The organism is Rhodococcus opacus (assembly GCF_012396235.1).
Taxonomy (GTDB): Bacteria; Actinomycetota; Actinomycetes; order Mycobacteriales; family Mycobacteriaceae; genus Rhodococcus_F; species Rhodococcus_F opacus.
Window position 1 is genome coordinate 391,852 of the sequence record NZ_JAAXPA010000003.1, and the last position, 18,283, is coordinate 410,134.

General features: G+C 68.2%; 16 protein-coding genes. 14 read left to right on the forward strand and 2 right to left on the reverse strand.

Annotated features, from left to right (window positions below; genetic code table 11):
* Positions 1–61: 61 nt before the first annotated feature.
* Entirely contained in the window at positions 62–1,879 is a 1,818-nt protein-coding gene (locus tag HGB39_RS05895) for an adenylate/guanylate cyclase domain-containing protein (protein ID WP_005561767.1), read from the forward strand.
* A 51-nt stretch (positions 1,880–1,930) separates the two neighbouring features.
* Here HGB39_RS05895 and acs read toward each other — a convergent pair whose 3' ends face one another.
* Positions 1,931–3,895, reverse strand: coding sequence for an acetate--CoA ligase (acs, locus tag HGB39_RS05900; RefSeq protein WP_005561765.1), 1,965 nt, complete (start codon positions 3,893–3,895; stop codon positions 1,931–1,933).
* 316 nt (positions 3,896–4,211) lie between these two features.
* On the opposite strand from acs, the gene HGB39_RS05905 reads away from it, so the two are divergent.
* The 5 genes from HGB39_RS05905 to HGB39_RS05925 all read left to right on the forward strand — a co-directional run bounded on the left by HGB39_RS05905 (position 4,212) and on the right by HGB39_RS05925 (position 10,369).
* Positions 4,212–5,828: a peptide ABC transporter substrate-binding protein gene (locus tag HGB39_RS05905; RefSeq protein WP_043787390.1), complete on the forward strand. Its 1,617-nt coding sequence runs from the start codon at positions 4,212–4,214 to the stop codon at positions 5,826–5,828.
* A 124-nt stretch (positions 5,829–5,952) separates the two neighbouring features.
* Complete coding sequence (locus HGB39_RS05910; protein ID WP_005248477.1) at positions 5,953–6,879, forward strand: ABC transporter permease; 927 nt, start codon at positions 5,953–5,955, stop codon at positions 6,877–6,879.
* Positions 6,872–7,846, forward strand: coding sequence for an ABC transporter permease (locus HGB39_RS05915; protein ID WP_043787389.1), 975 nt, complete (start codon positions 6,872–6,874; stop codon positions 7,844–7,846). The genes HGB39_RS05910 and HGB39_RS05915 overlap by 8 nt, the downstream gene beginning before the upstream one ends.
* Positions 7,843–9,588: a dipeptide ABC transporter ATP-binding protein gene (locus tag HGB39_RS05920; protein WP_005561759.1), complete on the forward strand. Its 1,746-nt coding sequence runs from the start codon at positions 7,843–7,845 to the stop codon at positions 9,586–9,588. Before HGB39_RS05915 ends, HGB39_RS05920 begins: the two co-directional genes overlap by 4 nt.
* 31 nt (positions 9,589–9,619) lie before the next feature.
* Positions 9,620–10,369: a hypothetical protein gene (locus tag HGB39_RS05925; protein WP_005561757.1), complete on the forward strand. Its 750-nt coding sequence runs from the start codon at positions 9,620–9,622 to the stop codon at positions 10,367–10,369.
* A 412-nt stretch (positions 10,370–10,781) separates the two neighbouring features.
* Here HGB39_RS05925 and HGB39_RS05930 read toward each other — a convergent pair whose 3' ends face one another.
* Positions 10,782–11,618: an HAD-IB family hydrolase gene (locus HGB39_RS05930; protein WP_005561755.1), complete on the reverse strand. Its 837-nt coding sequence runs from the start codon at positions 11,616–11,618 to the stop codon at positions 10,782–10,784.
* A gap of 379 nt (positions 11,619–11,997) precedes the next feature.
* Here HGB39_RS05930 and ssd point away from each other — a divergent pair, with 379 nt between their 5' ends.
* The 8 genes from ssd (at position 11,998) to HGB39_RS05970 (ending at position 18,274) form a co-directional block, all read left to right on the forward strand.
* The gene (ssd, locus tag HGB39_RS05935; RefSeq protein ID WP_005561753.1) at positions 11,998–13,083 is read left to right on the forward strand and encodes a septum site-determining protein Ssd; all 1,086 of its coding nucleotides are present in this window, start codon (positions 11,998–12,000) and stop codon (positions 13,081–13,083) included.
* Complete coding sequence (locus HGB39_RS05940) at positions 13,080–14,282, forward strand: TadA family conjugal transfer-associated ATPase (protein ID WP_064079887.1); 1,203 nt, start codon at positions 13,080–13,082, stop codon at positions 14,280–14,282. Before ssd ends, HGB39_RS05940 begins: the two co-directional genes overlap by 4 nt.
* Positions 14,279–15,070, forward strand: coding sequence for a type II secretion system F family protein (locus tag HGB39_RS05945; RefSeq protein ID WP_064079888.1), 792 nt, complete (start codon positions 14,279–14,281; stop codon positions 15,068–15,070). The genes HGB39_RS05940 and HGB39_RS05945 overlap by 4 nt, the downstream gene beginning before the upstream one ends.
* On the forward strand, positions 15,067–15,654 hold the full coding sequence (locus HGB39_RS05950; protein ID WP_005256130.1) for a type II secretion system F family protein: 588 nt from the start codon (positions 15,067–15,069) through the stop codon (positions 15,652–15,654). Before HGB39_RS05945 ends, HGB39_RS05950 begins: the two co-directional genes overlap by 4 nt.
* Before the next feature lie 57 nt (positions 15,655–15,711).
* Positions 15,712–15,948, forward strand: a complete 237-nt coding sequence (locus HGB39_RS05955; protein WP_005256132.1) for a DUF4244 domain-containing protein — start codon at positions 15,712–15,714, stop codon at positions 15,946–15,948.
* A complete protein-coding gene (locus HGB39_RS05960) occupies positions 15,948–16,322 on the forward strand; it encodes a TadE family type IV pilus minor pilin (RefSeq protein WP_005256133.1) in 375 nt (124 codons plus the stop codon). The genes HGB39_RS05955 and HGB39_RS05960 overlap by 1 nt, the downstream gene beginning before the upstream one ends.
* Positions 16,319–16,675 carry an Rv3654c family TadE-like protein gene (locus HGB39_RS05965; protein ID WP_005568365.1) on the forward strand — a complete coding sequence of 119 codons (357 nt, stop codon included), beginning with the start codon at positions 16,319–16,321 and terminating at the stop codon, positions 16,673–16,675. Before HGB39_RS05960 ends, HGB39_RS05965 begins: the two co-directional genes overlap by 4 nt.
* 189 nt (positions 16,676–16,864) lie before the next feature.
* Positions 16,865–18,274 (forward strand): MFS transporter, encoded by a 1,410-nt coding sequence (locus HGB39_RS05970; RefSeq protein ID WP_005256138.1) that lies wholly within the window; start codon positions 16,865–16,867, stop codon positions 18,272–18,274.
* Positions 18,275–18,283: the final 9 nt, after the last annotated feature.

Sequence of the window (18,283 nt, forward strand, 5' to 3'; positions counted from 1 at the left end):
TGCGCCTTTCTGGTAGTTCCAACTACCAGAAAGGCGCACGGGCTACGCCTATAGTTCTTGCATGGCGAAAGCCGTGCTGCTGTCCAGGACGGCCCGGATCCGGCTGCCGAAGCAGGATCTGTGGTCGTTCCTCGCCGATACCGATCGGCTCAACCGCAACATCGACTTGTCCCCGGTGCGCTTCGCTCCGATGCTGGACCGGCGGCGCAAGGGACACTATTCGGCGGAGACCCGTTCGTACGGGCGGCGGGTGCGGTACGAGGAGTTCCCGTTCGAGTGGATCGAGGGCCGCTTCTACCAGGTCCTTCGTCGGTTCTCTCGCGGTCCGCTCGCGGAGGTCTCCACGGGTGTCCGGCTTCGCCCGGTCGCCGACGAGACCGACGTCGAGGTGTTCGCCCGGATCGTCCCGCGGACCTGGTTCGGGTCGATCGTGGCGCGAACCCTGCTGGCGCGCACGGGAATACGGAAAACGGTGGCGCTCGCACGCGCGTTGGAACTCCACTTTCGCGACCCGCAGACGCACGCCGTGCCCGCGCTGCCGCCGTCGGAGCAACTCGACGCCGGCCGGCTGGAACTCCGCACAGCACAGCTGTCCCGATCGCACGATGCCCCGAATCTCATCGGGCGCTTGGCATCCCACCTGCGGACCGCCTCCGACCTGGAGGTGACGGGCATGCGGCCGTTCGAGCTGGCGGACCGCTGGGGTGTCGATCGGATGCAGCTGCTGTACGTCTTCCTCCACGCCGCGGACTGTGGACTGCTGGACCTGAGCTGGAGCGTGCTGTGCCCCGTCTGCCGGACCGTCCGTGAGGACGCCGGCCGGATGTCACAGTTGGCGAGCCGCGTCCACTGCGACACGTGCGACATCGCCTTCGACACCGACCTGGCGCGGTCGGTGGAGATCCGCTTCGACGTCAACCCGGCCGTGCGCCGGGCGGAACGGGCCCGGTACTGCATCGGTGGTCCGGCGAATTCACCGTCGGCGGTGGCTCAGCTGCGGCTCGAGCCGGGTGAGCAGCGTTCCGAGCACCTCGAACTCGACCCGGGGTGGCTGCGGCTCCGGTGCTATCAGGTGGGCTCCCCCGTGGCCTGCGAGGTCGGCCAGGCCGGTGGAACGCTGCGGGTCGAGTGCGGGCCCGGCGAACTCCGGGTGCGGAGTTCACCCGCCACCGACGGAGCGATCCGGCTGGAGGTCGCCAACCGGCTCCCCGGCGAAGCGCTGGTGGTGGTCGAGCGGGAGCGGTGGAAGGACGCCGCGGCGACCGGCGCGCTCGTCACGTCGCTCGACGGTTTCCAGGACCTGTTCCCGGACCAGGGGGTAGCGCCCGGCGACGAGATCGGGATCGCGAACCTGGCGGTGCTGTTCACGGATCTGAGCGGCTCGACTGCCCTGTACGAGCGCATCGGGGACGTCCGGGCGTTCGCGTTCGTGCAGAGCCATTTCCGCTACCTGCGTGACGCCGTGGTGCGCGAGAACGGCGGCGTCGTGAAGCAGATGGGCGACGCGGTCATGGCGACGTTCGCGGATGCGCGGGACGCCTGGTCGGCGGCGGCGTCGATGCAGTCCGGCTGGGACGACTTCCGTCGCGGGCACCTCGGCGGCGACGACTCGGTGGCGTTGAAAGTCGGGCTGCACCAGGGGCCCGCGGTGATGATCGACAACGATGGTCGGATCGACTACTTCGGCGCGACCGTCAACCTGGCGGCGCGGGTGCAGGGTTGTGCGGCGGGCGGCGACATCGTCCTGTCCCGGGCCGTTCACGACGACCCCGAGGTGGCACCGCTGCTGGCGGAATCGGACTACCGGTGCGACGTTTTCACGACCGGTCTGAAGGGAATCGGCGAGGAGCAGACGCTGTGGCGGCTTCGCCGCCCGTGAGTGGTTGAGGAGTGCAGGGACTCGTCAACCACTCACGGGGCGCGGAGCGCCCTACTTGCCGCGGATGGCGTCGAAGACCTTGGGGTCGACGAGCGTGGAGGTGTCGCCGAGGTCGCGGCCTTCGGCGATGTCCTTGAGCAGGCGTCGCATGATCTTGCCGGACCTGGTCTTGGGGAGTTCGGGGACGATCGTGATCTGGCGGGGCTTGGCGATCGGGCTGATCTCCCGGGACACTTCGGCCTTGAGTTCGGCGATGAGGGTGTCGCCGGTGTTCTCGACGCCTTCCCGGAGGATGACGAACGCGACGATGCCCTGGCCGGTGGTGTCGTCGGCGGCGCCGACGACGGCGGCCTCGGCGACACCGTGGTGCCCGACGAGGGCGGATTCGACCTCGGAGGTGGAGATGCGGTGCCCGGAGACGTTCATGACGTCGTCCACGCGCCCGAGCACCCACAGGGCGCCGTCCTCGTCGTACTTGGCGCCGTCGCCGGCGAAGTACCAGCCCTGCTCGGGGTAGCGGGACCAGTAGGTTTCGCGGTAGCGGTCCATGTCGCCCCAGATGCCGCGGAGCATCGCCGGCCACGGCTTGTCGAGCACGAGGTAGCCGGAGCCGCCGGCGCCGAGTTCGTTGGCGTCGTCGTCGACGATCTTCGCGGAGATGCCGGGCAGGGGTGCCATCGCGGATCCGGGCTTGGTGGCGGTGATCCCGGGAAGCGGGGAGATCATGATCGCGCCGGTCTCGGTCTGCCACCAGGTGTCGACGATCGGGGCCGTGTTTCCGCCGATCACCTCGCGGAACCACTTCCAGGCCTCGGGGTTGATCGGTTCGCCGACCGAGCCGAGGAGCCGGATCGAGGACAGGTCGTGGGCGTCGGGAATGTCCCTGCCCCACTTCATGAAGGTGCGCACCAGGGTGGGTGCGGTGTAGTAGATGCTGACGCGGTACTTCTCGATGATCTGGAAGTGGCGGTGCTCGTCGGGGGAGTTCGGGGTGCCCTCGTAGACCACCTGGGTGACGCCGTTCGAGAGTGGCCCGTAGACGATGTAGCTGTGGCCGGTGACCCAGCCGATGTCGGCGGTGCACCAGTACACGTCCTGCCCGGCCTTGTGGTCGAAGACGTTGTGGTGGGTGTACGACGCCTGGGTGAGGTAGCCGCCGGAGGTGTGGATGATGCCCTTGGGCTTTCCGGTGGTGCCGGAGGTGTACAGGATGAACAGCGGGTGCTCGGAGTCGAACGGCTGCGCCTGATGGGTGTCGGACGCCTTTTCGACGGTCTCGTGCCACCACAGGTCACGACCCTCGGTGGTGTCGACGTCGATCCCGGTGCGCTTGACGACGAGCACGTTCTTGACGGATGCGGCGCCGTCCACCGCTTCGTCGACGGCGGGCTTGAGGGGTGCGGCCTGGCCGCGGCGCCACTGTCCGTCGACGGTGACGACGAGTTTGGCTTCGGCGTCGTCGATGCGGGAGCGCAGGGCGGCGGCGGAGAAGCCGGCGAACACCACCGAGTGGGTCAGGCCGAGGCGGGCGCAGGCGAGCATGGTGATGATGGCCTCGGGGATCATCGGCATGTAGATCGCGACGCGGTCGCCGGCGACGAGTCCGAGGTCTGTGAAGGTGTTGGCGGCCTTGCTGACTTCGGCGAGCAGGTCGTTGTAGGTCAGGTCGCGGGTGTCGCCCGGTTCGCCTTCGAAGTGGATGGCGACGCGGTCGCCGTTGCCGGCGAGGACGTGGCGGTCGACGCAGTTGTAGGCGACGTTGAGCCGTCCGTTCACGAACCACTTCGCGACGGGCGCGTCGGACCAGTCGAGAACCTCGGAGAAGGGGGCGTGCCAGTGCAGGCGCTCGGCCTGCTTCGCCCAGAATGCGAGACGGTCTTCGTCGGCGGCAGCCTGGAGGTCGGGGCCGGCGTTCGCCGTTGCGGTGAACTCGGGGCTCGGCGGATACACCTGCGGGACGGAATCAGAATGTTCCGACTTCTCCGTCGCTCCGCTCGCCTGTGCTGCACTGGTCATTGTGGCCCGGCCTTCTTTCCAGTCTCGAATTCGGCACTTCTAGCACGTGTGAGGGTAGTCACATGGTCTCCCGAGCGCACCGTTGCAGAGGGTTGCATGCCCATATTCTGCGACGATCGGTCGGCTGGACGCGACGGACGGCGATCGGGTGCGACGAGTGGATACCCCTGCGCCGACGATGTTTCGATCAGGTGCCGATTGCACGAGTTTCGCCCGTCGTGGCTACACAGATTGAAACGTTGACTTATCGTCATCCCATCATTCGGGCTGCGCCCGGAACCGCTGCCCGGAACCACGCAGATCTGGGAGGATCGTTTTGCGCATCACACGTGTGGCAACCGCCGTTCTGGCGGTCGGCCTGGCAGCAGGGATGCTGTCCGCCTGCTCGTCCGGTGATTCGACGAGCGGGGGTGGTAGCGGAATCGTCAACGCCTGGGCAAGTGAACCGCAGAATCCGTTGATTCCCACCAATACGAGCGAGAATCAGGGCGGCCGCGTCGTCGACTCACTGTTCGCGGGCCTCGTTTCCTACGACTCCGACGGCGGGGTGAACAACGAGGTCGCCGAGTCGATCGAGACGACGGACGGCAAGAACTTCACCGTGAAGCTGAAGGACGGTTGGACGTTCACGGACGGCACGCCGGTCACGGCAGCCTCGTTCGTCGACGCCTGGAACTACGGCGCACTGTCCACGAATGCGCAGATCCAAGCGTCCTTCTTCGACCCGATCCAGGGCTACGACGAGGTGGCCGCCGAGAACCCGACGGTGCAGACCATGTCGGGACTGAAAGTGGTCGACGATTCCACGTTCACGATCGAACTGAAGCAGCCCGAGTCGGCATTCCCGGACCGCCTCGGATTCGCCGCGTACTACCCGTTGCCTGCGGTGGCGTACCAGGACATGGCGGCGTTCGGTGAGAATCCCGTCGGCAACGGTCCGTACATGATGTCCGGCCCCGGAGCGTGGCAGCACAACGTCCGGATCGACACCGTCGTGAACCCCGACTACAACGGCAACCGTAAGCCGAAGAACGCCGGCGTCGACTTCGTCATGTACAACAGCCTCGACACGGCGTACACGGATCTGCTCGCGGGCAACGTCGACGTTCTCGACCAGGTGCCGCCGAGCGCGGTCACGACGTTCGAGACCGACCTGCCGGGCCGCACCGTGAACCAGCCGTCCGCGACCATCGAGACGTTCACGATCCCGGGCCGGCTGCCGCACTTCAGCGGTGAGGAGGGCACGCTGCGCCGCCAGGCCATCTCCATGGCGATCAACCGCGACCAGATCACCCAGCAGATCTACAACAACACCCGCACCCCCGCGCTCGACTTCACCAGCCCCGCCATCGAGGGCTGGTCGGATTCGCTCGTCGGCAACGGCAACCTGAAGTATGACCCGGAGACGGCGAAGCGGCTGTGGGCCCAGGCCGACGCCATCGCCCCGTGGTCAGGCAGTTTCGAGATCGCGTACAACGGCGACGGCGGCCACAAGGAATGGGTCGACGCCACCGCCAACAACATCCGCAACACCCTCGGTATCGACGCGAAGGGCAAGGAGTACCCCACGTTCGCGCAGATCCGCACCGAGGCCACCAACCGCACCATCCCCAGCGCGTTCCGTTCGGGGTGGCAGGGCGACTACCCGCAGCAGTACGGCTTCCTCGCGCAGAACTACCAGACCGGCGGCAGCTCCAACGACGGCGACTACTCGAACCCCGAGTTCGACCGGCTTCTGCGTGCCTCCGCGGGTGAGGTCGATCCCGACAAGGCCCAGGAACTGCTGAACCAGGCGCAGGAAGTGCTCTTGCGCGACCTGCCTGCCGTCCCGACGTGGTACCGCAACGCCGCCAGCGGCTGGTCGGAGAACGTGTCGAACGTGGTCATCGACTGGAAGGGCATCCCGATGTACTCCGACATCGAGAAGAACTGACGCACCGGAGATTCTTCGACGACGGGTGGGGCCGCGAGCTGTCAGTTCGCGGCCCCGCTCGGAAGTACGAGCCGAGGCTACGGATTCCTGACGTCACTGCTCCCGACGAATAGGAGGTGATCCGATGCTCTGGTACGTCGGTCGCCGTTTGCTCCAGATGATCCCGGTGTTCCTCGGGGCCACGTTCCTGATCTACGCGATGGTGTTCCTGCTGCCCGGAGACCCGATTGCCGCGCTGGCCGGCGACAAGGCACTCAGCCCCGCGGTGGCGGCCCAACTCCGTGAGCGATACCACCTCGACGAGCCGTTCCTGACGCAGTACCTCCTGTATCTGAAGGGCATCTTCACCCTCGACTTCGGTACGTCCTTCTCCGGCCGCCCCGTCAGTGAGGTTCTGGCGCAGGCATTCCCGATCACCATCAAGTTGTCCCTGATGGCGCTCGCCATCGAGGGGATCTTCGGGATCGGCTTCGGCCTGTGGGCCGGACTCCGCAAGGGCGGCATCTTCGACAGTTCCGTCCTCCTCGTGAGCCTGGTGATCATCGCGATCCCGATCTTCGTCATCGGCTTCCTGGCCCAATTCTTCGTCGGCGTGAAATGGGGGTTGGTGCCGCCGACGGTCGGGGGCAACACCAGTTTCAAGAATCTGCTGCTGCCCGCGTTCGTCCTCGGGTCGGTGTCGTTCGCGTACGTACTCCGGCTCACCCGGACGTCGGTCGCCGAGAACCTCACCGCCGACTACGTGAGAACCGCGACGGCCAAGGGTCTTTCGCGGCGCCGCGTGGTGCAGGTGCACGTGCTGCGGAATTCGCTGATCCCGGTGGTCACGTTCCTCGGCGCCGACCTCGCGACCCTGATGGGCGGCGCGATCGTCACGGAGGGCATCTTCAACATCAACGGTGTCGGCGGCACGATCTACCAGGCGGTCACCCGCGGTGAGGCGCCGACGGTGGTGTCCTTCGTGACGGTGCTGATCGTCATCTATCTGCTCGCCAACCTGCTCGTCGACCTCCTGTACGCCGCGCTCGACCCGAGGATTCGCTATGTCTGAGAAAGTGGAGAACGAGTCGCCTCGGACGGGCGACCGGAAGACCCGTCAGGCGCATTTCGTGGCACCCGAAGAAGTGGCGGCGCCGGGAGAGACCGACGCCGTCCACATCGACCAGCCGCCGACGAGCATGTGGTCGGATGCGTGGCGGGACCTCCGCAAACGTCCGCTGTTCCTGGTCGCCACGGTGATCATCGTCGTGGTGATCGCCGTGGCAGGCTTCCCCGGTCTGTTCACCGGCACCGACCCCAGGTTCTGCGATCTCGCGTTCAGCATGCAGGGTCCGTCGGCGGGGCACTGGTTCGGATTCGACAAGCAGGGCTGCGACATCTACTCCCGCACGATCTACGGGGCGCGGGCGTCGGTGCTGGTGGGTGTCGGTGTCACGTCGATCGTGCTCGTCGTGGGCGTGGTGTTCGGTGCGGTCGCCGGGTTCTACGGCGGCTGGGCCGACTCGCTGCTGTCCCGGATCGCCGACATCTTCTTCGGTATCCCGCTCATCCTCGCCGCGATCGTCCTGATGCAGCTGTTCGCCGACCGCACCATCTGGACGCTGATCGTCGTCCTGGCGCTGTTCGGGTGGCCTCAGATGGCGAGAATTGCTCGTGGCGCGGTGATCTCGGCGAAGAACAACGACTACGTGATGGCGTCGCGGGCGCTCGGTGTGTCGAACGTGCGCACCCTCGTCCGGCACGTGCTGCCGAACTCCCTCGCCCCGATCATCGTGATCGCGACCATCTCGCTCGGCACCTACATCGTGGCCGAGGCGACGCTGTCGTTCCTGGGCATCGGGCTGCCGTCCACCGAGATCTCGTGGGGCGGAGACATCAGCACGGCCCAGGTCACGCTGCGTCAGGGGTCACCGATCCTGTTCTACCCGGCAACCGCGCTGGCGATCACGGTGCTCGGTTTCATCATGATGGGCGACGCTCTGCGGGACGCGCTCGATCCCAAGGCCAGGAAGAGGTGAGCGCGGTGCCCACGAACGAATCGGCCGGACCGCAGAATTCGGCCGACGAGGTGCCGTTGCTCGAGATCCGGGACCTGGAGGTGTCGTTCCAGTCGCATTCCGGGCTCGTGCCCGCGGTGCGCGGTGTCAGCCTCACGGTGTATCCGGGGCAGACGGTGGCGATCGTCGGTGAGTCCGGTTCGGGTAAGTCCACGACCGCGCACGCGATCATCAACCTGCTGCCCGGGACGGGCAAGGTGACCGGCGGTCAGATCCTGTTCGAGGGGCAGGACCTCGCGGAGGCGTCCGAGCGCGAGTTCGTCGCGCTGCGCGGTCAGAAGATCGGGCTCGTCCCGCAGGACCCGATGTCCAACCTCAACCCGGTGTGGAAGGTCGGCTTCCAGATCGAGGAGGCGTTGGAAGCCAACGGGATCGAGAAGGGCAAGGCCGCAAAGGCGCGTGCCGCCGAGCTGCTCGAGGAGGCCGGACTCGCCGACGCCGAGGACCGCCTGGGCCAGTATCCGCACGAGTTCTCCGGCGGCATGCGCCAGCGCGCCCTCATCGCAATCGGGCTGTCGGCCCGCCCGCAACTGCTGATCGCGGACGAGCCCACGTCGGCCCTCGATGTCACGGTCCAACGCCAGATCCTCGACCATCTCGACGGTCTCACCAACGAGCTGGGCACCGCGGTCCTGCTCATCACCCACGACCTCGGCCTGGCCGCCGAGCGGGCCGAGCACCTGATCGTCATGAGCAAGGGGCGGGTGGTCGAGGCCGGGCCGGCATTGGAGATCCTGCAGCGGCCGCGCCACCCGTACACCCGGAAGCTGGTGGCGGCGGCGCCGTCGCTGGCGTCGCAACGCCGGAGTTCTTCGCTGGCCCGGGCGGACGTCCGGGAGCACGCCCTGGAGGTGGTCGGCGAGGCCGAACAGCACGGCGAGATCGGCGTCGAGTTCGGCAAGGCCACCGACGACGTGGTCGTGGCCACCGGGCTGACCAAGGTGTTCAAGCTCCGGCACGGGCTGCGGAAGTCCACCGACTTCACCGCCGTCGACGACGTTTCGTTCGCGGTCCGCCGCGGGACGACCACGGCCATCGTCGGCGAGTCGGGGTCGGGTAAGTCGACGGTCGCGCAGATGGTCCTCGGGCTTCTTGCGCCGTCGTCGGGGAATGTCGTGTTCGACGGCAAGGACGTCGCGACGCTGGACCGCCGCGAGACGCTCGCGTTCCGTCGCCGGGTGCAGCCGATCTTCCAGAATCCGTACGGCACGCTCGACCCGATGTACTCGATCTTCCGCACCGTCGAGGAGCCTCTGCGCACCCACAAGGTGGGGACGAAGGCGGAGCGGGAAGCACGGGTACGCGACCTGCTGGACAAGGTGGCGCTGCCGGCTTCGGTGATGCGGAGGTTCCCGAACGAGCTGTCCGGTGGCCAGCGGCAGCGGGTGGCGATCGCCCGGGCGCTGGCGCTGCAGCCGGAGATGGTGGTGTGCGACGAGGCGGTGTCGGCGCTCGACGTGCTGGTCCAGGATCAGATCCTGACCCTGCTGAACGACCTGCAGGCAGAGCTGGGGTTGACGTACCTGTTCATCACCCACGACCTGGCGGTGGTGCGGCAGATCGCCGACGACGTGCTCGTCATGTCCACCGGCGCGATCGTGGAGAAAGCGACCACGGACGAGGTCTTCACGTCCCCGCGGGAGGAGTACACGCGGAAGCTGCTGGATGCGATTCCCGGCGGATCGATCCGGCTCGGCGCCTGACGCGGGACCGCGCCGGGTAGCGTTCCGGTACGTGAGCGACCCGTTGCAGCCCCTCGTCGACCTTCCCGGCGTCCGTGAAGCCGCGGACCGTGCGCGCGACGCGCTCGGTGCGGTTCACCGTCACAAGACCAACCGGCGCGGCTGGCCGACCACGGCGGCCGAGGCGGCGGTCCGGGCGGCCCGCGCCTCGGCGTCGCTGGACGGCGGCAGCACCGAGTTACCCGCGCCCGGCGAGGCCGGCGACCCGATTCTGTCGGGGTCGCTGCGGGTCGGGCAGGCCCTCGACGGTGACGCCCTCACCCTTCTGCAGTCCACCTGGCAGCGGGCACCCCTGCAAGCGCTCGCGCGGCTGCATCTGCTGGCCGCGGCCGATCTCGTGGAGGATCAGGAATCGCTCGGCAGGCCGCGTGCCGGGTCCGGCGTCGCGGAGCGGCTCGACGGTCTCGCCCAGCTCGTGACGGGGGGAACGGCTGCGCCCGCGCCGGTACTGGCGGCCGTGGTGCACGGGGAATTGTTGACGCTGAAGCCGTTCGGAGTCGGCGACGGTATCGTCGCGCGCGCCGCGTCACGTCTGGTTTCCGTGGCGAGCGGGCTCGATCCGCACAACCTCGGGGTCCCGGAGGTCAGCTGGTTGCGGCGGCAGCAGGCGTACCGCAACGGGGCTGCCGCGTTCGCGTCGGGCGAGCCGGAGGGTGTCGGCAGTTGGGTCGTCCTCTGCTGCGGCGCTCTGGAGGCCGGAGCGCGGGAGGCCACGTCGATCGCGGAGGCCGCAGCGAGTTAGCCGAAATATCCTGCGCTACAAGAATTCCCGAACATGTGAAACGGGCGGCGCTGCCGACTGCTGTCGACTTCGCCGCCCGTTAGCACGGACAACCGGTTACCAAGCGTGCAATGTGGGTTGTGTGGGTGGCCTCGGCGAGAGTCCGAATATCGTCGGGTCGTCCTTGCAACCTGTGCAGGGTCCTTGCCGGTGAAGACTCGAGTCTCGCAGGCCCACAACGCTTCTGCCCTTATAGTGGCTTATGCTTCGCGTGGGTACCTAGTGCCCGTGCTGGGAATCCTGGTCGGGAGATCGATCCTTCTCTTCTGGGTCGACCTTGGCCTTCCGTTCTTCCGTAACTCCTTTGTACCCCGTGACCCCCCTCACAGCAAGTATCAAATTCGGTTTGTGACCGTGTCGCGGGTTGCGGCGGTCAGCGCTTGCGGCGCAACACTCCATACGTGAATGCGCCCGCGACCAGGGCCCCGACGCTCACCGCCGCCGTGGTCGCGACGGTGGTGGCGGACGGCGCCTGGAGGCGTGCCCGGAGGGAGACCGGATTCGAGAAAGTCAATATGGGCCAACCGTTTCCGGCCGCGGCCTTCCGCAACGCCCGGTCCGGGTTGACCGCAGTCGGGTGGCCGACCGCGGTCAGCATCGGGAGATCGGTCACGGAGTCGGAGTAGGCGTAGCATGCCGACAGGTCGTAGTGGTATTCGTCGGCCAGTTGCCGCATCGCGTCCACTTTGCCTTCGCCGTAGCAGTAGAACTCCACCTCGCCCGTGTAGAGCCCGTCCGCGACCGCCATGCGGGTGGCAGTGCTGCGCGTGGCCCCGAGTGCTTCGGCGATCGGCGCCACCACCTCCTCGCCCGACGCCGAGACCACGATGACGTCGTGGCCGCGCAGCTTGTGGTCTGCGATGAGGTCGGCGGCCTCGGCGAACACCAGGGGGTCCACGATGTCGTGGAGGGTTTCGGCGACCACGGACCGGACCTGGTCCACGTTCCAGCCCGCGCACATGCTCGTGAGGTAGGCGCGCATCCGCTCCATCTGATCGTGGTCCGCGCCCGACAGCAGGAACAGGAACTGCGCGTAACTGCTCTTGAGGACCGATCGGCGGTTGATCAGGCCCTGGTCGAAGAACGGTCTGCTGAACGCGAGGGTGCTGGATTTCGCGATGATCGTCTTGTCGAGGTCGAAGAATGCGGCAACCCGACCTGTCTCGGTGTGTCGACCTGTCTTGGCACTGCTCTGTGGCTTCGCGGTCACAATTCCCAAGGATATGCGGACTTCGGGTCGGGTGGGGGTTCGTATGAACGGCCTGAGGAAGGGTCTTTCGGCACTATCGACACGACGGAACGTTCAACAGTTGAACTTGCAAATACTGATCGGGGGAGGTGTAGTATTGCTGATGTCCGGATTTGATCCGGGCGATGTTCAGCCCGACCCCCCGGGGCTGAACACTGACGACCCTCGCCTCCTCCCCCCCTGGCGAGGGTCGTCCTCTGAGTGCGGCAGGTCTGCCGCCTCTCTCGGATCGGTACAAAAATTGGTGCGGTAGTACCAGTTTTTATCCACAGGGCCGAAGTTGTCCACAGTTCGAGCCGAGCCCCTTCCGGCGGTCGCCGGCAGCGGGCACGCTCGCTGCATGGACGCAGAAGGCGGGGGTGAAGTGCTGGTTCTGGTCGACGACCCGGCGCTGTTGCACAGCATCAGGCGCGTGGCGGCAGCGGCCGACCGGGCACTGAACGAGGTCGACGTCGCCGACGCCCGGCACGTCTGGGGGAGTGCCCCGATCGTCGTGCTCGACGCACGCGCAGCCGCCGCGTGCCGCAACCGGCTCCCACGCCGGCGCCGTGTGGTGCTGCTGTGCGACGGGCCGCCGGGCATCGACGAGTGGCGGATCGCGACCGCGGTCGGTGCGGAACACGTGCTCGCGGTGCCCGAGGACGAGTCGGCGCTGGTCGCGGTGCTCGGCGAACAACCTCAGCGTCCCGAGGCGGACGGCACCGTCGTCGCCGTCGTCGGCGGATGTGGCGGGGCGGGTGCCTCCACGCTGGCCGCGGCGACAGCCCTCGCCGCGGCGTCGCGACAGCGGCCCACGCTTCTGCTCGACACCGACTCGTGGGGCTCCGGACTCGACGTCCTGCTGGGCATCGAGGACGTGCCCGGACTGCGGTGGTCGGGTCTGTCGATCGAGGGTGGCCGGATCTCCTCGGGCGCGCTGAGGGACGCACTCCCCGCTTGTGGCGAGTGGCTGCGGGTGCTCGCCTGCAGCAGGACGGGGCACGGCGCCGGCCCGACAGCGGCCGCGGTCCGTGCGGTCACCGATGCCGGCCGCCATGCGGGCGATCTGGTCGTGTGCGACGTGTCCCGGTTCCCCGGCCCGGCCACGGAGACCGTCCTCGAACTCGCCGATCTGGTGGTCCTCGTCGTGCCCGCCACCGTCCGGGCCTGCATCGCCGCGGGAAAGGTGTCGCAGTGGATCACCGAGAGGAACCCCAACCAGGGACTCGTGGTTCGCGGCCCGGCACCCGGTGGGCTCCGCGGCGCCGACGCGGCGGAGGTTCTCGATCTGCCGCTGATCGCGTCGATGCGCGCCGAGCGCGCGCTCACCGGAATGCTCGAACACGGCGGCCTCAGGCCGGGCCGGCGCTCCCCGCTGGGCGCCGCTGCCGAGGCGGTCCTCGACACGGTCGGCAGCAGACCGCGGTCGCGGGAGTGGGCGGCATGAGTTCCCTCGTCACCCCCGACCTCCTCGACCGTGTGCGCGAACGTCTCGCGCACACGTCCGGCGAGCCGACACCGGCCACGGTCGCCGCTGCCATCCGCACCGAGTCCGGTGGCGTGCTCGGCGACACCGACCTGCTCGGGGCGCTGCGGGTGCTCATGACCGAACTCACCGGCGCCGGCCCGCTCGAGACGTTGCTGACGGAACCCGGAGTCGCGGACGTGCTCGTCACCGCGCCCGACCGCGTGTGGGTCGACCGAGGCCGCGGCCTCGAACGCGCGGCTGTCCGGTTCACCGACGAGGCGGCGGTGCGCAGGCTCGCGCAACGTCTCGCGCTGTCTGCCGGACGCCGCCTCGACGACGCTCAGCCGTGGGTCGACGGAAGGCTGCGGGACGTCGGAAACGGCTCGTTCGGTGTGCGGCTGCATGCCGTCCTCGCTCCCGTGGCTCAGGGCGGAACCTGCCTGTCGCTGCGGGTGCTGCGCCCGGCGACCCAGGGGCTCGGGGCGCTCGTCGCGAGCGGTGCCGTGGCGGAGGCGGCCCACGACCTGCTGGTGACGATCGTGCACGCGCGGCTCGCCTTCCTGGTCACCGGCGGCACCGGCGCAGGCAAGACCACGCTGCTGGCCGCGTTGCTGGGTGCGGTGGACCCGGCGGAACGGATCGTGTGCGTGGAGGACGCCGCGGAGCTGGCGCCGACGCACCCGCACGTGGTCCGGCTCGTGGCTCGGGCGCCCAACGTGGAGGGCGTGGGTGAGGTGACCGTCCGGGATCTCGTCCGTCAATCCCTGCGGATGCGCCCCGATCGGATCGTCGTCGGCGAGGTTCGCGGCGCCGAGGTCGTCGACCTGCTGACGGCGCTCAACACGGGTCACGACGGCGGCGCCGGGACGGTGCATGCCAACTCGCCCGAGGAGGTTCCGGCGCGGCTCGAAGCGCTTGCGGCACTGGGTGGAATGGACCGCTCGGCGTTGCACAGTCAGCTGGCCGCCGCGGTCCAGGTGGTTCTGCACGTCCACCGGGCTTCGAGCGGGGCGCGGCGGCTGACGCAGATCGGTGTCGTCACTCGCGACGAGTACGGGCACGTCACGATCGTGCCCGCCTGGAACCACGACACGGGTGAGGGTCCGGCGGTGGACCGGCTCCGCCACTTGTGTTCTCGTCGTGGACCGGAGGATTCGGGGACGGAGGTGCCGGCGTGATCGCCGGTCTGGTGGTGCTTGCCTGCGCAGTGCTGACTGTGCCGTCCGCGAGGTCGCGGCCGCGGTTGCTCGCGGTCACGGGCAGGGAAGGCCCCCGTCGCCGGTTGCGTCTGCCCTGGGTGGTTCCGGCGGCGCTCGCCGGCATCCCGATCGTGTACGAACTGGGGGGACTGTGGGCGGTCCTCGCCGCGACGATCGTCTGTGCAACAGTGCGTTTCAGATCGGTGCGACGCAGTGCGGCGAAAGCGAAGGACGCCGATCTGCGTGTCGTACTGTCGAGTCTCGAGGTGGTGACGGCGGAACTTCGGGTGGGCGCCCATCCGGCTGCCGCATGCCAGACGGCGGCCGACGAAGCGGCAGGCAGTGTGTCGGCGGCATTCCGGGCCGCGTCGGCGCGCTCGCGGCTCGGAGGATCGGCCGCCGACGGGTTCCGGATCGCGGATTCCCGCGTCGGTACCGAGTTGGGGCGGATCGCCGATATCTGGGCGGTGGCCGACGCGTACGGTCTCGCGCTGGCGGAACTGCTCGAAGCGGCACGGACGGACCTGTTGGGACGCAGTCGCTTCCGTCAGCGAACGGAGGCGTCGCTGGCCGGGGCGAGGGCGACGGCGACCGTACTGGCTGGGCTGCCGCTCCTGGGTGTCGGTCTCGGTCAGATGATGGGGGCGGCCCCTCTGACGGTGCTGTTCGGAGGCGGTGTGGGTGGCATCCTGTTGCTGCTCGGTGCGGGGCTGGTGTGCGCGGGCCTGTTGTGGACCGACCGGATCACCGGACGGGTGACGGGATGATCTGGTGTGCGGTACTTCTCCTCGCCTGCGCCGTGCTGGTGCTGCCCGCACCCAGATCGCCGGTGCAGCGACTGCGCGCCGACGGCGTCGGCCCGGGTGATGCGGCGTCCGCGGTGGACGAGGGCGCGCGCCGCGAGGACCCGCTCGCGATCGCCGCGGCCTTCGACCTGCTGGCAGCGTGCCTGCGCGCCGGACTGCCCGTCGCGACCGCGGCGCAGGCCGTGTCGCGGTCGGCGCCCGCGCCGTTGTCGGAATCGCTTCGCCGCGCCGCGGACCTGCTGTCGCTGGGGGCGGATGCGGCGACCGCATGGGAGGCGGCGGCGTCGGACCCCGCCACCGAATCCCTTGCCCGCATGGCGCGCCGGTCGGCCGCATCGGGATCGTCGCTCGCCGGTTCCATGACGGAACTCGCCGCCGACGGCCGAGTCCAGGTCGAACACCTGGCGGCGGCGTCGGCCGAACGCGCGGGCGTGCTCATCAGCGGTCCTCTCGGGCTGTGCTTTCTTCCGGCATTCCTCTGTCTCGGCATCATCCCGGTCGTCGTCGGGCTGGCCTCGCGGGTGCTGGACGGCGGACTGATGTGACACATCGACACTTCCGGCGCAGAACCGCTGCGTCGGACACTCTGAAGGGGGAACACCATGGAACACGGAATCCGGGCGCTGGCGGGAGTTCGGGCGTTGGCGGAAGGTCGGGCACTGACCACCCGCTTGATTCTGCTCGCGACGGACGAGGACGGAATGTCGACGGCGGAGTACGCCATCGGCACCATCGCGGCCGCGGCCTTTGGCGCCGTGCTGTATTCGGTCGTCACCGGCGACAGCATCGTCACGGCGTTGACGAACATCATCGACAAAGCGCTGAACACCGCGGTGTGATGAGTGCTGCCGAGAACCTGCGCCGGTCGGAGGCCGGCGGCGTGACGGTCGAGGCGGCCATCGCGATTGCATCGATCGTGGCGGTGGTCGTGCTGTGTGTCGGCGCGATCACCGCGACGACACTGCACGTCCGGTGTGTCGACTCGGCCCGCGAGGCAGCACGGCTCGCTGCCCGTGGAGATCGCGAGTCGGCGATCTCCACGGCGGCGAGAGTGGCACCCGATGGCGCCGACGTGTCGGTCCGGACCGAGGGGGAGTTCGTCGTCGCGACCGTGCGGGCACGCAGTCCACTCCTTCCGCTCGTGAACATCTCCGCGGAGGCGGTGGCGGCTCTCGAACCCACTGTGCCCGGATGGAGCGGAGGAGGGCCGTGAGTTCGGGGGCCACCGACGACCGCGGGTCCGCGACCGTGACGGGGTGCTGTGCGCTCGCGGCGCTGGTAATGGTCACGGCGTTGCTGGTGCACGTCGGCTCGGCGGTGTCGGTGCGGCACCGGGCGCAGTCCGCCGCAGATCTGGCCGCCCTCGCCGCGGCCGTCGGGCTGGACCGCGGCACCGACGCGGCGTGTGCCGCGGCCCGGGACGTCGCGGGGCGCATGCGCACCGAAGTCGTGTCCTGTGAGGTCGACGACTGGGACGTCGAGGTCGCGGTCACCGCACCGGTGCTTCTGTCCTCGCTGGGTGTCCGGGATGCCCGCGCCGTGGCGAGGGCAGGTCCCGCGGAGTGACGTCGAAGCGAGGAGGCAGGCCGGTGACGCGCATCACGCCAGCGTGTGCGAGGTTTTGGCAATTATGACCAGATTCGGAATAATCCCCCGCTCAGGAAGTATTGGACGGCATGGATCCTGTGATGCGAGTCTCACTGATGTGAGCTGGTTTTCATCCACACCACTCCCTTTGGCGAGAGAGGGCATCACATGACCACGGCACCACCGAAGCGGACCGAGGCCGAGACAAAGGCGCGGAGGGCGGGCATCGCCTCGTTCATCGGCACCACGATCGAGTGGTACGACTTCTACATCTACGGCACCGCGTCGGCGCTGGTCTTCGGTCAGGTGTTCTTCTCCGACACCCTGCCGGCGGGCATGGGCACGCTGCTCGCGTTCGTCACCCTGTGGGCCGGGTTCCTCGCCCGTCCCATCGGCGGCATCGTCTTCGGCCATCTCGGCGACAAGATCGGTCGAAAGAACACGCTGGTCATCACACTCATGATGATGGGCACCGCCACCGTCGGAATCGGACTCCTGCCCTCCTACGCGCAGATCGGAATATGGGCACCCGCCGCCCTGGTGTTCCTCCGGGTCGTTCAGGGTGTGGCAGTGGGCGGTGAATGGGGCGGGGCGGTCCTGATCGCCAGTGAGAACGCACCCAAGGGGAAGGGGATTCTGTACTCGGCGTTCGCCCAGCAGGGGTCGCCCGCCGGAAACCTCCTGGCGACGATGGCGTTCTTCCTGCTCTCCGCCATGCCCACCCCGGCGTTCGTGCTCTACGGCTGGCGCATCCCGTTCCTGATCTCCGCGGCCCTGGTGATCGTCGGCATGATCATCCGTCTCAAGCTCGAAGAGTCGGACGCGATGAAGACCGTGCTGAAGCGCAAGAAGACCGTCGCACTGCCGATCGGTGAGGTGCTGCGCAAGCATTGGGTCCTCGTCCTCCTCGGTGCAGGCGCGCTGCCCCTGGCCCAGGTGACGTACTTCAAGAACACCTTCGCGTTGTCCTGGGCCACCAGCGAACTCGGCTACGACCGGGGCACGTTCCTCGGCGCCATCGCCATCGCCCTCGTGGTCCAGTTCATCGTGCAGCCGTTCGGCGCCGTCCTGGTGTCCCGGATCGACATGCGGAAAGCCATGTGCATCATGGTGATTCCCGAGTTCGTCCTCATGCCGGCAATGTTCTTCGCGATCCGGACCGAGAACTTCGCCATTGCCGTCGTCGTGATGTGCCTCGCGACCATTCCGCACTCGATGTTCTACGGCGCCATCGCCGGAGTGCTCGCGCGTGCCTTCCCCGCCAACATCCGCTACACCGGTCTTTCCGCGGCCTATCAGCTGTGTTCGCTGGTCGTCGGCGGCGGCACCCCGGTGCTGGCGCAGTGGATGCTCAACTCGTCCGGAAACATCGTCGGCGTTGCATTCGTGTCGGCCGGCTATGCCGCCGTCTCCCTGGTCTGCACCCTGTTGTTGCTGAACCGGACCGGATTCGACGCGCGCCGGTTGTCGACCGCGGAGCAATCCGACGCGGACGAACTGCAGCTCGACATCGATGAGGAGGATGCGGTGGACACCGCTCCGAGTGCAGGGCAGGCCCGTGCGACAGCCCACACCTGACCGTGCAGG

Bases quoted from the DNA above. Each gene is read 5' to 3' on its own strand.
- HGB39_RS05895 (WP_005561767.1), top strand. From the start codon at position 62: ATGGCGAAAGCCGTGCTGCTGTCCAGGACGGCCCGGATCCGGCTGCCG.
- acs (WP_005561765.1), bottom strand. From the start codon at position 3,895: ATGACCAGTGCAGCACAGGCGAGCGGAGCGACGGAGAAGTCGGAACAT.
- HGB39_RS05910 (WP_005248477.1), top strand. From the start codon at position 5,953: ATGCTCTGGTACGTCGGTCGCCGTTTGCTCCAGATGATCCCGGTGTTC.
- HGB39_RS05915 (WP_043787389.1), top strand. From the start codon at position 6,872: ATGTCTGAGAAAGTGGAGAACGAGTCGCCTCGGACGGGCGACCGGAAG.
- ssd (WP_005561753.1), top strand. From the start codon at position 11,998: ATGGACGCAGAAGGCGGGGGTGAAGTGCTGGTTCTGGTCGACGACCCG.
- HGB39_RS05940 (WP_064079887.1), top strand. From the start codon at position 13,080: ATGAGTTCCCTCGTCACCCCCGACCTCCTCGACCGTGTGCGCGAACGT.
- HGB39_RS05950 (WP_005256130.1), top strand. From the start codon at position 15,067: ATGATCTGGTGTGCGGTACTTCTCCTCGCCTGCGCCGTGCTGGTGCTG.
- HGB39_RS05955 (WP_005256132.1), top strand. From the start codon at position 15,712: ATGGAACACGGAATCCGGGCGCTGGCGGGAGTTCGGGCGTTGGCGGAA.
- HGB39_RS05960 (WP_005256133.1), top strand. From the start codon at position 15,948: ATGAGTGCTGCCGAGAACCTGCGCCGGTCGGAGGCCGGCGGCGTGACG.
- HGB39_RS05970 (WP_005256138.1), top strand. From the start codon at position 16,865: ATGACCACGGCACCACCGAAGCGGACCGAGGCCGAGACAAAGGCGCGG.